Raw genomic sequence first — 14,094 nt, 5'->3', positions numbered from 1 at the left:
ATTTAAAATGTCAAAAATGAGAACAAACATTAGAACTATTATCGGAATCGCATTCGCTTCAGTATTGGTACTTACGGTATCGTGCAAAGGAAAAACCGAGGAAGCAAAAGAAACTTCTACGGAGGAAACCATGGACCATGACATGGAAAAGATGGATCATGAAGGTCACGACATGGAAGGCATGGAAACCGCAAAAATGGAAGGTAAGGAATATACCTCCACATATGTTTGCCCAATGCATTGTGAAGGCAGTGGAAGCGATGAAGAGGGGAAATGCCCGGTTTGCGGGATGACCTATGTGTTGAACGAGGAGCACATGGCAGACGGACATACTCACAATTAATTAAAGTTTCAACTGTACCAGCGATGCGGATTAAAGTAAAAAATATGGTTTGCGATAGATGCAAAGATGTTTTGAAACAGGAGTTTCAGAATGCGGGCATCGAGGTGGTACATATGGATTTGGGAGAAGTCCAATTTTCTGACGGAGCCCAAAAACAAATGGAACGTATTCGGGAGATTTTGGTCAAAAATGGATTTGAACTGATCGAGGGTGTGAATGACAGTTACATAGCTGATATTAAAAAACACTTGATCAATGCTTTGAATGACGATATGCACCAGAATCTCTCGGAATACCTGTCGGAAAAAATGAACAAAGATTATTCGGTGCTCAGTAAAATGTTCAGTGCCAAAGAAGGCTTGACCATTGAAAAATACTTTATTCTTTTAAAAATTGAGCGGGTAAAGGAAGAAATCCAGATGGATAATAAAACATTTTCTGAAATAGCTTATAATTTGAACTATAAGAGCAGTAGCCATTTGGCCAAACAGTTTAAATCGATTACAGGAATGTCCATGAGTGAATATAGAAAAGTGCAAGATTGGAATAGGAGACCTTTAGATCAAATTGTATAAAAGATACCCAGAATTGTAAAAAGCTTCCAGCTGGTGTTCAGCTAGTTTTGAATAAAAAAATAAACAAGCACATGAAACATACCTATCACATACACGGAATGAGCTGTAATGGCTGTAGAAATCATGTTGAGCAAACCCTTTCCAAAGTTGAGGGGGTTACGGGGGTAGAGGTGAATTTGGAAAAAGCCGAGGCCGTGATCGAGATGGAGGAACACATTTCAATAGAAACCTTCAAGAAAGCTTTGGAAAATGATGGGGGTGGTTACAGTATACATCCTGAGGGACACCACCATCAACCAAAAAAGAAGGAAAAAAAACCGGTTTCCAATGGAAATGGGACCTTTTATTGCCCCATGCAATGCGAAGGGGACAAAACCTACGATGAACCAGGGGATTGCCCAGTTTGTGGGATGGATTTGGTGGAGGAGCAAAATACGGCTACAAACTCCAAACAACAATGGACCTGCCCCATGCACCCCGAAGTGTTGGAGGATGGTCCGGGTTCCTGTCCAAAATGTGGAATGGATTTAGTGCCCAAAGAACCTGAAGCCAGCGCAGAGGAAAAAACCTATAAAAAACTGCTCAAAAAGTTTTGGATTGCCCTTGCGTTCACATTGCCCATTTTCCTGATTGCCATGAGCGATATGATTCCCAATAATCCACTGAATGAAGTAATGGCACCTAAATTTTGGAATTGGGTTCAGTTTGCGTTATCACTGCCTGTGGTTTTTTACGCCACTTGGATGTTTTTTGAAAGAGCTTACAAAAGCATTAAAACGTGGAACCTGAACATGTTCACGCTTATTGGTATTGGTGCGGGAGTGGCTTTTATATTTAGTGTACTCGCATTGTTGTTCCCTGGATTCTTTCCTGACCAGTTCAAGGGAGAAACAGGTGCTGTGCATGTATATTTTGAGGCAGCAACCGTAATTCTCACTTTGGTGCTTTTGGGCCAATTGTTAGAGGCCAGAGCGCACAGCAAAACCAACAATGCAGTAAAGGAATTATTGAAATTAGCTCCCAACAAAACGATTAAAGTTGTGGATGGGGAAGAAGTTGAGGTAAGCATTGATGATATTGAAAAAGGTGATGTGCTGAGGGTAAAACCTGGCGAAAAAATTCCTGTGGATGGAGTCATTACCGAAGGAGAAACTTCGGTGGATGAGTCCATGATAACGGGAGAGCCCATTCCAGTTGAAAAAGCTGTGGATGATACAGTAAGCAGCGGGACCATCAACGGCAACCAAACCTTTTTGATGAAGGCTGAAAAAGTGGGTAGCGACACCCTGCTTTCGCAAATCATCAATATGGTGAACGAAGCAAGCCGAAGTAGAGCACCCATTCAAAATTTAGCCGATAAAGTATCTGCCTATTTTGTGCCAACGGTTGTGATTATTTCAATCTTGACTTTTGCTGTTTGGGCGATATGGGGTCCACAGCCCACTTATGTCTACGCTTTAATCAATGCGATTGCTGTATTGATCATAGCCTGTCCCTGTGCACTTGGGCTCGCTACACCCATGTCCGTAATGGTAGGGGTGGGAAAAGGTGCTCAAAATGGAGTGTTGATCAAAAATGCGGAAGCTTTGGAAAAAATGGCCGATGTGGACACCCTGATCATTGATAAAACAGGAACTATTACCGAAGGTAAACCCACTTTTGACCATTTGGAAGTTTTTTCGGGTGAATATTCAGAAGAAGAATTGCTGCAATATCTAGTGTCGGTAAATGCCAACAGCGAGCACCCTTTGGCCCAGGCCACGGTAAAATACGGCAAAGAAAAAGGGGTCGAAATCTTGAAAACCGAAAACTTCAATGCCGTGACGGGTATGGGGGTTGAAGGCAAGATCAAGGATTTGGAGGTTCAGTTGGGGAATATCAAATTGATGGAAAAAGCCCATGTTGAAATCTCTGATGATATGAAGGAGAAAGTCAAAAAAGCACAAGAGAAAGGTAAAACGGTTTCTTATTTGGCCATTGATGGTAAATGTCACGGTTTTGTGGCCATTGGAGATAAAATCAAGGAGACAAGTGCCAAGGCTATCAAAGCAATTCAAGATAAAGGAATAAAGGTTATCATGCTCACGGGCGACAATACTACGACCGCCAAAGCGGTGGCCAGTGAGCTACATCTGGATGATTTTAAGGCAGAGACCTTGCCCGAGGATAAAATGAAGGAAGTGGAACGGCTTCAAAATAACGGCAAAGTGGTCGCCATGGCGGGCGATGGCATAAACGATGCCCCTGCATTGGCCAAAAGTGATTTGGGCATTGCCATGGGTACAGGCACCGATGTGGCCATAGAAAGTGCTATGATCACTTTGGTGAAAGGCGACTTGCACGGCATCGTAAAGGCACGGAACCTTAGTGAGGCCGTCATGAAAAACATAAAACAAAACCTATTTTTTGCATTGATATACAACACTATCGGTGTGCCAGTGGCTGCAGGGGTACTCTATCCCTTCTTTGGGATTTTGCTTTCGCCCATGATCGCGGCCTTGGCCATGAGCTTTAGCTCGGTGTCGGTTATAGCTAATGCATTGCGGTTACGAACTAAATCAATCGACTAAAAACGAAATGGTAAAACGAAAAACAGCGGTTAAAATTAGAAAGGCCCACAGGTATTTGGGGATATTCTTGGGCATTCAATTCATCATGTGGACAGCTAGTGGGCTCTACTTTAGCTGGACAGATATTGACGAAATCCATGGGGACCATTTTAGGAACATGGATTATGAGCCCGTAGCTTTTGATGGACTCATTGGGCTTTCACAGATTAATATTCCCGCTAAAATAAGTTCGTTGAGCCTAAAGGAAATAGCGGGCAAACCGTATTACTGGATCAATAATGAATATTTGGTAGATGCTAAAAACGGGAACATAAAAGAAGGTATTTCGGAAGTAGAAGCCCTAGCTGTTGCTGAGCGTCAAATGTCACCGGATTTAAATGTCAAAGGGGTTGAGGTAATCGATGAGACCGATAAGCATCATGAGTATAGGGAAAAGAAATTGCCCGCCTATGTGATTACGTATGATTCACCGGAAAATATTAAGGCCTATGTTTCGGTGGCCGATGGATCTTTTCAAACGGTTCGGCATCGGAATTGGAGATGGTTCGATTTTCTTTGGATGACCCACACGATGGATTATGAAAGCAGGGATGATTTTAATACAACTTTGCTTCGTGCTTTTTCCCTGTTGGGATTGATTACCGTATTGAGCGGATTTTTGCTTTGGTTTACCTCGTCGCCAACGATGAGAAAAGTTATAAAACGAAAAAAATAGTGATATGAAAAAGGAAAACATCATATACATTGGAGTTGCGGTTGTGGTCGGATTATTGGTGGGATATCTCATATTTGGAAATGGTGCCGATATCACAAACGAAGACGAGCATGACCATAGCACGGAAATTGCTTCGGACGACATGTGGACCTGTTCCATGCATCCACAGATTATGCAACCAGAGTCGGGGTCGTGCCCTATTTGTGGCATGGATTTGATTCCTGCCGACAATGCGGGAGAAGGTCTTATGGCAAATCAAATTAAAATGACCGAGAATGCCATGGTATTGGCAGGAGTGGAAACTGTGATGGTGGGTTCTGGAGTTGATAGCAAAGACCATGTTAAAGTTTCTGGTAAAGTAGCTGTCAACCAGGAATCGGATGCGGTTCAATCGGCTTATTTTGATGGAAGGATAGAAAAGATCTTTATCAATTTTGAGGGAGAAGCGATTCGAAAAGGCCAAAAGTTAGCCACTATTTATGCCCCGGTCTTGGTTTCGGCCCAACAAGAACTGTTGACGGCAGCCAATTTAAAGGAATCCCAACCCCAATTGTACAAAGCCGTTCGCAACAAATTGAAACTTTGGAAATTGTCCGAAGCACAAATCAACGAAATCGAAAGTGCTGGACAAGTACTGGAAAATTTCCCGGTGTACTCCAATGTGAGTGGTGTAGTTTCCGAAATTATGATGGAGGAAGGCGATTACATCAAAACAGGTTCACCTTTGTTGAAAGTGGCCAATCTAAATTCGGTTTGGACTATTTTTGATGCCTATGAAAACCAATTGAGCTTGTTTAAGGAAGGGCAAACGTTGAACGTGACCACAAAATCATACCCAAACAAAACATTCCCTGCCAAAGTCTCCTTTGTATCTCCGCTATTGAACAAGAATACAAGGACCTTGGAGGTGCGAGCAGAGCTTGACAACAAAGAAGGGTTGCTCAAACCAGGCATGTTTGTACAGGCTGAAGTTGAGGTTTCAAACCATCAAAATGAATCGTTGACCATACCGGAAAGTGCCGTTCTTTGGACTGGAAAACGTTCCTTGGTCTATGTACAGCCAAATCCAGACAATGCCATTTTTGAAATGCGAGAGGTTGAGCTAGGAAATTTGAGAAATGGCAGTTATGTGGTCAATTCAGGGTTAAAATCGGGAGACTTGGTAGTCGCCCAAGGTACTTTTACGGTAGATGCCGCGGCTCAGTTGCAGGGTAAAAAATCCATGATGAATCAAGATGGAACAGCATCAACCATGAATCATGACCATGTAGATATGCCTGGTGCAATGAAAATGGAATTTTCCCCAGAGGCACAATCAAAGTTCAACGACCTTTTAAATATTTATCTGGATTTGAAAGATGCCTTGGTTGCATCTGACCAAGAACGAACACAAGTGTTGACACAGAAAGCAGCAAGGATTGCCTCAGAAATAAATAATTTGGAGATGGATGATATGGGCAAAAGTCACCTATCAAAATTAAAAGAACAACTAACAAATATGGCCTCAAAAAGTAGTTTGGCGGACCAACGTGAGGATTTTATCTTGCTTTCCCAAAACATAATTCAAATAGGGCAACAAATGAATGATTTGGAGACTAAACTATATGTGCAGCATTGCCCAATGGCCAATAACGACAAGGGTGCCAATTGGCTCAGTTTGGAAGAGGAAATACGCAACCCCTATTATGGGGATGCGATGCTTACCTGTGGCAGTGTGGTGGGAACCATCAACTAGCTATTTTAACCCATAGTGCATTTTGATGAAAAATTCGTCATTTCGAGTGGATTTCACGAAAGCATGAGTGAAATTTGTATCGAGAAAAAGAATTTTTATAAAAAAGGTTCTCGACCTGACGGTTTTTGACCATAATATTATCAAAATGCACCACAAGCTATTTTAGTTAATATTTAGCCAAATAAATTATTCGGATTCAAATGTGAAATACATTTACTTAGGTTTTTAAATTATTGACCGATGAAACAAGCAAAGTCAAATGGAAAGTCATCTCCTGCCAAAGCTGTAAAGCCTGTAGCAAAGAAGACTGCCCAAGCTACTGGTAAGAAGAAGTAACTTGGTTTTAGGTTCTTAAGGAGAACCGTTCAACTAGATAAAAAGAAAACGCCCCGATGCAAATTGGGGCGTTCCTATTTTTAATCTGAATGGGATGATATTACATCATACCTGGCATTCCACCGCCACCTCCCATTGGAGGCATTGCAGGGGCATCTTCCTTAATGTCGGTCAATGCACATTCTGTGGTCAAAATCATACCTGCTACCGATGCTGCATTTTCCAAAGCAATACGGGTTACTTTTTTAGGGTCAATGATTCCTGCTTTAAGCATATCCACGTATTGGTCGGATTTGGCATCGTAACCAAAGTCTTTTTTGCCTTCAAGAACTTTAGCGATAACTACGGAACCTTCACCGCCAGCATTCTCTACAATGGTACGTAAAGGAGATTCGATGGCCTTGGCCACAATTTGTACACCTGTCGTTTCGTCCAAAGAGTCTGTTGCTAATTTTTCAAGAACTTTCTTCGCTCTTACCAAGGCAACACCACCACCTGCAACAATACCTTCTTCTACAGCGGCACGGGTTGCGTGCAAGGCATCATCCACACGATCTTTCTTCTCTTTCATTTCTACTTCAGAAGCTGCACCTACATAAAGTACGGCAACACCACCAGCCAATTTGGCCAAACGTTCCTGAAGTTTTTCTTTGTCATAATCCGATGTAGTAGTCTCGATTTGAGCTTTAATCTGGCTCACTCTAGCTTTAATGTCATCTGCATTTCCGCTACCATTAACAATTGTAGTGTTGTCTTTGTCGATGGTTACGGTTTCAGCAGTACCCAACATATCCAAAGAAGCGTTTTCCAAAGAGAATCCTCTTTCTTCAGAGATTACGGTACCACCGGTTAGGATAGCGATGTCTTCCAACATAGCTTTTCTTCTGTCACCAAAACCTGGCGCTTTTACAGCGGCAATCTTAAGGCCACCTCTCAATTTGTTCACTACCAAAGTAGCTAGGGCTTGCCCTTCTACGTCTTCAGCAATGATCAAAAGTGGTCTTCCAGACTGTGCTACTGGCTCAAGAATAGGAAGGATTTCCTGTAGATTGGAGATTTTCTTATCAAAAAGAAGAATGTAAGGATTCTCCAAATCGGCGATCATCTTATCGGTATCGGTAACGAAGTAAGGGGAAAGGTATCCTCTATCAAACTGCATACCTTCAACAACATCAACGTAAGTGTCGGTACCTTTTGCTTCCTCTACGGTAATTACACCTTCATTTCCAACTTTGGCGAACGCCTTGGCGATAAGGTCACCAATTGTTTGGTCATTATTGGAAGAGATAGAAGCTACTTGCTTGATCTTGTCAGAGTCGTTACCTATTTTCTTGGTTTGTTTTTCCAAATCGGCCACCAAGGCTTCAACGGCTTTATCGATTCCTCGTTTCAAATCCATAGGATTTGCTCCGGCGGCGACGTTTTTAAGCCCTTCTTTCACGATAGCCTGCGCCAATACAGTTGCGGTAGTTGTACCATCACCGGCTTGGTCGTTGGTTCTGGAAGCAACTTCCTTCACCATTTGTGCACCCATGTCCTCAAGGGCGTCTTCCAATTCAATTTCTTTTGCAACAGAAACACCATCTTTGGTTACTTGTGGTGCCCCAAAAGACTTGCTGATGATTACGTTTCTACCTTTTGGCCCCAAGGTTACCTTAACGGCCTCGGCCAATTTGTCAACGCCTCTTTTCAGTCCGTCACGTGCATCTATATCAAACTTAATATCTTTTGCCATTTTATACTCTTATTTTGTCATTCCTGCGAAGGCAGGAATCTTTTTGGTTATACGTTTTAGTTTCTAGATGGATTCCCGCTTTTGCGGGAATGACATATTGGTTATACGATTGCCAAAATATCGCTTTCGCGCATCATCAAATAGTCAGTACCATCGAACTTGAGTTCAGTACCGGCATATTTTCCATAAAGAACGGTATCGCCCACTTTAACGGTCACTTTTTCGTCCTTGGTTCCAGGTCCAACGGCCACAACAGTTCCTTTTTGTGGTTTTTCCTTAGCGTTGTCCGGGATGATGATACCGGAGGCAGTTTTTGTCTCGGCCTGTAGAGGCTCGATCAAAACCCTGTCTGCCAATGGTTTGATATTTACTTTAGCCATATTTTAATTATTTAGGTGTTTGTTTAAAAAATTCTTGAATCTAAAGGACAGAAATTGTGCCAATGCTCAAAAACTGACATTCTGGAAAACAAAAATGCCAGCTTGTCATTTCAAGCTGGCATTTTTCTATGCTTTGTCACTTTGTATTATCCAATAGTGTCTACTGGACTTGTAGTGTCGGCAGGTGGAAGTTGTTCAGGTACTTCCTCTGGAACCGTTTCTGGTATTTCCGTATCGTCGCCTTGAAGTAGTTTGGAATCTGCTTGGCTATAGTTCCCTTTTAGGGAAACATTGGAAAGCAATATCAAAACAATCAAAAGGGTGGCAAGGGTCCAAGTACTTTTATCCAAAAAGTCCCCGGTCTTTTTTACACCACCAACAACTTGGTTGCCACTTCCTCCAAAGGATGAAGACAATCCACCACCTTTAGGATTTTGGACCATAATGACCAAGACCAACAAAAGGCACACGATAATTATCAGTACCAAAAAAATTGCAAACGTGCTCATTTCTTATCTTTTTCTTGTTGCAGTTTCTTCACTGCCTGAATTTGATCTGCAAAGAAACCACTTTTTTCTGGATATTTCAAACTCAATATTTTAAAGGCTTGAATGGCTTTTTTATACTTTTTCTGCTCCAAGTATACCTTGGCCAAAGTCTCTGTCATCAACTCGTTTTGGTTGATTTTGGTGGACTCCTTTATATTGACCTTGGGGTTGGATTCCTTTGGGACTATCTTGGGATTGTTCTCGATAAACTTGTCCAAGAGATCAAATTTCTTTTTACGCTCCAGCTTGTCCATCACATTTTCTTCCTGATGGTCTGTCGTATTCTCTTCTTCTTCGGCCGGTTCTTCGGAAGTGGAAGTCAATTGAAGCCATTCGGTAAAGGAGTGTTTCTCCTTTTTGGTGAACGGGATTGGTTTGCCCAAATTTAAATTGGTGTCCGGTTCCTTTTTGGATTCCTCAACTTTTTCAGCTTGCTTTTCAGGAGTTTTTGATTTGAAAAGTTCGGGATTCAGAATTTGTTCTGCGTCGTTTAAATTTTGGGGCAGGGCAGGTTCGTTGGATTCCGAAAGCATACTTGCCGCATTTGGATTGGGCTGTATTTCTTCCGAAACCGCGTCTTGGTCCTCAAGTTTAGAGCCTCTGCCAGCAATGGTGTCGGCAATATTGTTTTGGATAAATTCTTTGGAGGTGATATAATCAAAAAGCACATCCCTGTCCGAAGTATGGGCGGCCGTTACCTTAAGGGCATTGTTGTACTTGTAGCTGTCCAGATTTTTGAGCCCTTTTAAGTGTAGCGCACGTGCTGCCTGAAAATAAGGGTATTCCTCAATAATATCCTCCAACTCCCTTGTTTGCTTGGGAGATAGGATGGTATTCGAGTTTTGAAGAATATGTATAAAATCTGAAACGTTCATATACTATTACCAATTTCCCAAGGATGCATTAAAAATGTCCTGGGTAAGTCGTTCAAAAATTTCTTCGTGCGCAGCAGCTTGTATTGATGGCAACGGAGCTGCGGCATCAAAATCGTAAAAGAAGGAAAACCGTTTTTCAAAATCAGCATCTTCCTTTGTGGTGTTATAAAACCGAACATTTACAGTCATTGTCAGTCGGTTTTGGGAGGTGCGTTGATCTGAGGTGGCCGTCATGGGAACAATCTTGTACCCCACAATCTCACCTTCGTACAACAAATCACCATTGCTTCCAGTAAGGGACAAACTGGTGAGGTTGTTGATCATGTCCTGAAGTGCCAAGGTAAAATCACGCCCTAATCCGGGCACAATAACCGAACCGGGTGTTTGATCTGCATAATTTTGGAAAAAGTTGACCTGGAAACTCTGTGCGGTCCCAATGTCCGCTCCAGAAAAATTATATGCTCCACAATTGGATAGAAAGAAAACCAATCCAAGTAGTCCAACCTTTAGTCCATTTTTTTTCATTGTTCTCATTAAAACTTTTAGGTGTAAATTAAAGATCGTACTGTTTTATTTTTCTGTAGAGTGTCCTTTCGGAAATTCCGAGCTCCGCAGCGGCTGCCTTTCTTTTTCCCTTGTTGCGCTCCAACGATTTTTTGATCAATTCGATTTCCTTTTCCTGTAAAGATAGGGTTTCTTCCTCTTCGATCTCTTCCGCAAAATGATAGCGGTCTTCTGGGGGCTGATGGGTTGTGCTTGGCGCCGATGCTTCAACAACAGGTTCTGGAAGATGCAACAATTCTGCTGTAGGTTTCTCCTCGTGTTCTACATCTTCTTCTTCCTGATTTCCATAGATTTTTCGAATCAAGCCTTCGTTTTCGCGCTGAACTTTGTTGGAATCATTATCCTTAAGAAGCTCCAAGGTTAATTTTTTGAGATCGTTCAAATCACCCTTCATGTCAAAAAGGACCTTGTACAAAATCTCACGCTCGTTGCTAAAGTCACCCTCTTTTTTGGACTGCTTTATCACTGCAGGTAAATTGGAACTGCTTGCGTTGGGCAAATAGCTGTTTAGCGTAGCTGCTGAAATATTTCGATTTTCTTCCAATACCGAAACTTGTTCAGCAATATTTCTTAATTGACGGATGTTGCCGGGCCAGCGATATTTTAAAAGAAGCTCCACGGCATCGTCCTCCAATCGGATGGTGGGCATTTTATATTTTTGTCCAAAGTCCGAAGCAAATTTTCTGAACAGCAAGTGAATATCGTCCCGTCTATCGCGAAGCGGGGGCAGGTTTATTTCAACCGTACTCAACCTATAATAAAGGTCTTCCCTGAACTTTTCCTTTTTAATGGCCTCGAACATATTAATATTGGTGGCCGCCACAATACGAACATCGGTTTTTTGTACTTGAGAGGATCCTACTTTTAGGAACTCGCCATTTTCCAGTACACGTAGCAATCGAACCTGAGTGGTCAACGGAAGCTCACCTACTTCGTCCAAAAAGATGGTGCCTTTATCGGCCACTTCAAAATAACCGTTACGGGTTTGGGTGGCACCAGTAAAAGCCCCTTTTTCGTGACCAAACAATTCACTGTCTATAGTTCCTTCGGGAATAGCTCCGCAGTTTACCGCAATGTATTTAGCATGCTTGCGGTGGGAGAGTGAATGGATGATTTTAGGAATGGATTCCTTTCCCACACCGCTTTCGCCGGTCACCAAAACCGAAATATCGGTGGGTGCGACTTGTATGGCTTTTTCTATGGCCCGATTGAGTTTTACATCGTTTCCGATGAGCTCGAACCGTTGTTTTATGGATTGTACACTTTCCATATGCTGTTATTCCTGCGAAAACAAGAATCTTATTTTTTTTGATTCCGCACAGATACTGAGCGTAGTCGAAGCACGATGCGGAATGACAAATTGGTTATTAATTGTTTTCTGAATATCCTACAGCCTCACCAATAAGGGTAGCTGAGGTACATTCGTTGATTTTTACGTTCACAAAATCGCCCACTTTGTAATTTTCCTTTGGAAAAACTACAACGGTGTTCTGAGAATTTCGCCCCATCCAATGTGCATCGGATTTTTTGGAGGGTCCTTCTATAAGGACTTCTTCGGTTTTACCCAGATGCTGTTGGGTGCGGTAATGGCTGTGTTTTTGTTGAACTTCAATAATTTCCTGCAAGCGTCTTTTCTTTGTCTCATCAGGAATGTCATCTTCCATTTTGCGTTCGGCCATGGTTCCAGGTCTTTCGGAATAAGCGAACATAAAACCAAAATCGTACTTCACGTACTCCATCAGGCTTAAGGTATCTTGATGGTCTTCCTCGGTTTCCGTTGGGAAGCCTGTGATCATATCCTGACTGATGGCGCAATCGGGAATAATTTTTCTGATGTTGTCGATAAGCTCAAAATATTCCTCACGAGTGTGCAAACGATTCATCGCCTTTAAAATGCGGTTGCTTCCACTTTGTACGGGCAAGTGAATGTATTTGCAGATGTTTTCGTATTTGGCCATCGCCTCGATAACGTCCAAAGTCATGTCTTGTGGGTTGGATGTGGAGAAACGGATACGCATTTTAGGTTGGGCCTGTGCTACAAGTTCCAACAATCCGGCAAAGTTTACGGAAGTTGCTTTTTGCATGTCCGAAGCTTTGTCAAAATCTTTTTTTAATCCACCACCGTACCAAAGGTAACTGTCCACATTTTGACCTAAAAGTGTAATTTCCTTGAATCCTTTTTCCCAAAGATCATTCACCTCTTCCAAAATGGATTGTGGATCACGACTGCGCTCTCTTCCACGGGTAAAGGGAACCACACAGAACGTGCACATGTTGTCGCAACCACGGGTAATGGAAACAAAAGCAGAGACTCCGTTGGTGTTTAGCCGAACAGGCGCTACATCGCCGTAGGTTTCATCTTTGGAAAGGATAACGTTTACGGCATTTCTACCTTCGTCTATTTCTTGGATAAGGTTGGGCAGGTCTTTATAGGCATCGGGCCCCACGACCATATCCACAATTTTTTCCTCTTCTAGGAACTTACTTTTCAAACGTTCCGCCATGCAGCCCAAAACACCAACTTTCATATTTGGTTTGGTTCTTTTTACGGCATTGAACTTCTCCAGTCGCTTGCGAACGGTTTGTTCTGCTTTTTCGCGAATGGAGCAGGTGTTTACCAGAACCAAATCGGCATCATCCAAGTTTTGGGTGGTGTTGAAACCTTCCTTGGCCAATATGGACGCCACAATCTCGCTATCGGAAAAGTTCATCTGGCAACCGTAGCTTTCTATGTAAAGTTTTCGGCCGTTCTTTTCGTTGTTTTCCAGCGACAAGGTGCTTCCTTGTTGGCTTTCATCTATTACTTTTTCCACGCTTTTTTCCTCAATCATAAATGTTTCAATGGGTGCAAAGATAAAGCTTATTACAGTTTAGTGACAATTTGGCAGTAATTTTTAAGAAGATATTGCGGAATCACCTGTTAGTGTTACCTTCAAACTTAAAAACATAACCTATTTTCAAAATGAATTTCACCAACCTATCCGAAAGAATAAAGCAAAGTGCACCAATAGAATTCGGGACCGTGTTCAACAACTCTTTTGAATTGTTCAAAAAAGTATGGCTGCAAGGGGCTCTTACCCTTTTATTGACTTTTGTTAGTATTATTCCTTTTTATTTGCTGATTTACCTCCCAATGATAGCTATGGGGATTAGCGACCCCAATGCATTCGATCAACAGGAAATGCCACCGGCATTTGCCGTGCTAATGACTTTTGTCATGCCTATATTTATGATTGGTGTAATGACCGTTGCTATTTGTTTGAACGCTGCTTTTTTAAGGATTTGCAGAAGGTATGATTTGAAAGAGACGGGGAGGGATGACTATTTTTATTACTTCAAAAAAGAATATTTGTCGAAAGCATTGATTCTTTCTTTGATCATGGTCGGACTATCGTTACTAGGTTTATTGGCCTGCGGATTGGGTATTATTTATTTGATGGTGCCCATGTCTTTGTTTCCCGCCTTTTTTGCTTTTGATAAAAAACTTACCGCCATGGAAATTGTAAAATCCGGGTTTGCCCTTGGCAATAAAAACTGGTTGATGATATTTCTTTTGATACTTGTGGCCGGAATGGTTGCTCAACTTGGAGTAATATTGTGTTTGGTCGGGGTTTTATTCACCGCAATGTTCAGTAAAATACCTATCTACTTTATTTATAAAGATGCCGTAGGAATTTCCATGGATGTGTAATTGGCATAAACAAAAAGCGCCCTTTTT

General features: G+C 42.0%; 13 protein-coding genes. 6 read left to right on the top strand and 7 right to left on the bottom strand.

Features of this window, described 5'->3' with window-relative positions; genetic code table 11:
- Window positions 1-16 precede the first annotated feature (16 nt).
- The 5 genes from MURRU_RS17750 (at window position 17) to MURRU_RS04250 (ending at window position 5,938) form a co-directional block, all read left to right on the top strand.
- Complete coding sequence (locus MURRU_RS17750; protein ID WP_014032190.1) at window positions 17-343, top strand: heavy metal-binding domain-containing protein; 327 nt, start codon at window positions 17-19, stop codon at window positions 341-343.
- Window positions 344-366: 23 nt separating this feature from the next.
- Window positions 367-918 carry a helix-turn-helix domain-containing protein gene (locus MURRU_RS04265; RefSeq protein ID WP_014032189.1) on the top strand — a complete coding sequence of 184 codons (552 nt, stop codon included), beginning with the start codon at window positions 367-369 and terminating at the stop codon, window positions 916-918.
- Between the two features lie 71 nt (window positions 919-989).
- The gene (locus MURRU_RS04260; RefSeq protein WP_014032188.1) at window positions 990-3,488 is read left to right on the top strand and encodes a heavy metal translocating P-type ATPase; all 2,499 of its coding nucleotides are present in this window, start codon (window positions 990-992) and stop codon (window positions 3,486-3,488) included.
- A 7-nt stretch (window positions 3,489-3,495) separates the two neighbouring features.
- On the top strand, window positions 3,496-4,203 hold the full coding sequence (locus MURRU_RS04255) for a membrane protein (protein WP_014032187.1): 708 nt from the start codon (window positions 3,496-3,498) through the stop codon (window positions 4,201-4,203).
- A gap of 4 nt (window positions 4,204-4,207) precedes the next feature.
- Entirely contained in the window at window positions 4,208-5,938 is a 1,731-nt protein-coding gene (locus MURRU_RS04250) for an efflux RND transporter periplasmic adaptor subunit (protein WP_014032186.1), read from the top strand.
- 436 nt (window positions 5,939-6,374) lie between these two features.
- On the opposite strand, the gene groL is transcribed toward MURRU_RS04250, so the two are convergent.
- The 7 genes from groL to miaB all read right to left on the bottom strand — a co-directional run bounded on the left by groL (window position 6,375) and on the right by miaB (window position 13,189).
- A complete protein-coding gene (gene groL, locus MURRU_RS04245; protein WP_014032185.1) occupies window positions 6,375-8,009 on the bottom strand; it encodes a chaperonin GroEL in 1,635 nt (544 codons plus the stop codon).
- Window positions 8,010-8,110: 101 nt separating this feature from the next.
- On the bottom strand, window positions 8,111-8,389 hold the full coding sequence (locus MURRU_RS04240; protein WP_014032184.1) for a co-chaperone GroES: 279 nt from the start codon (window positions 8,387-8,389) through the stop codon (window positions 8,111-8,113).
- Window positions 8,390-8,535: 146 nt separating this feature from the next.
- The gene (secG, locus tag MURRU_RS04235) at window positions 8,536-8,898 is read right to left on the bottom strand and encodes a preprotein translocase subunit SecG (RefSeq protein ID WP_014032183.1); all 363 of its coding nucleotides are present in this window, start codon (window positions 8,896-8,898) and stop codon (window positions 8,536-8,538) included.
- Complete coding sequence (locus tag MURRU_RS04230) at window positions 8,895-9,812, bottom strand: hypothetical protein (protein WP_014032182.1); 918 nt, start codon at window positions 9,810-9,812, stop codon at window positions 8,895-8,897. The genes secG and MURRU_RS04230 overlap by 4 nt, the downstream gene beginning before the upstream one ends.
- Before the next feature lie 6 nt (window positions 9,813-9,818).
- Window positions 9,819-10,346, bottom strand: coding sequence for an LptE family protein (locus tag MURRU_RS04225; protein ID WP_014032181.1), 528 nt, complete (start codon window positions 10,344-10,346; stop codon window positions 9,819-9,821).
- A gap of 19 nt (window positions 10,347-10,365) precedes the next feature.
- Complete coding sequence (locus MURRU_RS04220; protein ID WP_014032180.1) at window positions 10,366-11,646, bottom strand: sigma-54 interaction domain-containing protein; 1,281 nt, start codon at window positions 11,644-11,646, stop codon at window positions 10,366-10,368.
- 97 nt (window positions 11,647-11,743) lie between these two features.
- The gene (miaB, locus tag MURRU_RS04215; protein ID WP_041801782.1) at window positions 11,744-13,189 is read right to left on the bottom strand and encodes a tRNA (N6-isopentenyl adenosine(37)-C2)-methylthiotransferase MiaB; all 1,446 of its coding nucleotides are present in this window, start codon (window positions 13,187-13,189) and stop codon (window positions 11,744-11,746) included.
- 149 nt (window positions 13,190-13,338) lie between these two features.
- On the opposite strand from miaB, the gene MURRU_RS04210 reads away from it, so the two are divergent.
- Window positions 13,339-14,067, top strand: a complete 729-nt coding sequence (locus MURRU_RS04210; RefSeq protein ID WP_014032178.1) for a hypothetical protein — start codon at window positions 13,339-13,341, stop codon at window positions 14,065-14,067.
- The last annotated feature ends 27 nt before the right edge of the window (window positions 14,068-14,094 follow it).

It is taken from the genome of Allomuricauda ruestringensis DSM 13258 (genome assembly GCF_000224085.1).
Lineage (GTDB): Bacteria > Bacteroidota > Bacteroidia > Flavobacteriales > Flavobacteriaceae > Flagellimonas > Flagellimonas ruestringensis.
The sequence above is the reverse complement of the archived record's forward strand: the minus strand, read 5'-3'. Positions and strand labels throughout refer to the sequence as shown.

Bases quoted from the DNA above. Each gene is read 5' to 3' on its own strand.
- MURRU_RS04260 (WP_014032188.1), top strand. From the start codon at position 990: ATGAAACATACCTATCACATACACGGAATGAGCTGTAATGGCTGTAGA.
- MURRU_RS04230 (WP_014032182.1), bottom strand. From the start codon at position 9,812: ATGAACGTTTCAGATTTTATACATATTCTTCAAAACTCGAATACCATC.
- groL (WP_014032185.1), bottom strand. From the start codon at position 8,009: ATGGCAAAAGATATTAAGTTTGATATAGATGCACGTGACGGACTGAAA.
- MURRU_RS04240 (WP_014032184.1), bottom strand. From the start codon at position 8,389: ATGGCTAAAGTAAATATCAAACCATTGGCAGACAGGGTTTTGATCGAG.
- MURRU_RS04220 (WP_014032180.1), bottom strand. From the start codon at position 11,646: ATGGAAAGTGTACAATCCATAAAACAACGGTTCGAGCTCATCGGAAAC.
- MURRU_RS04210 (WP_014032178.1), top strand. From the start codon at position 13,339: ATGAATTTCACCAACCTATCCGAAAGAATAAAGCAAAGTGCACCAATA.
- MURRU_RS04250 (WP_014032186.1), top strand. From the start codon at position 4,208: ATGAAAAAGGAAAACATCATATACATTGGAGTTGCGGTTGTGGTCGGA.
- MURRU_RS04265 (WP_014032189.1), top strand. From the start codon at position 367: ATGCGGATTAAAGTAAAAAATATGGTTTGCGATAGATGCAAAGATGTT.
- secG (WP_014032183.1), bottom strand. From the start codon at position 8,898: ATGAGCACGTTTGCAATTTTTTTGGTACTGATAATTATCGTGTGCCTT.
- MURRU_RS04255 (WP_014032187.1), top strand. From the start codon at position 3,496: ATGGTAAAACGAAAAACAGCGGTTAAAATTAGAAAGGCCCACAGGTAT.
- MURRU_RS17750 (WP_014032190.1), top strand. From the start codon at position 17: ATGAGAACAAACATTAGAACTATTATCGGAATCGCATTCGCTTCAGTA.
- MURRU_RS04225 (WP_014032181.1), bottom strand. From the start codon at position 10,346: ATGAGAACAATGAAAAAAAATGGACTAAAGGTTGGACTACTTGGATTG.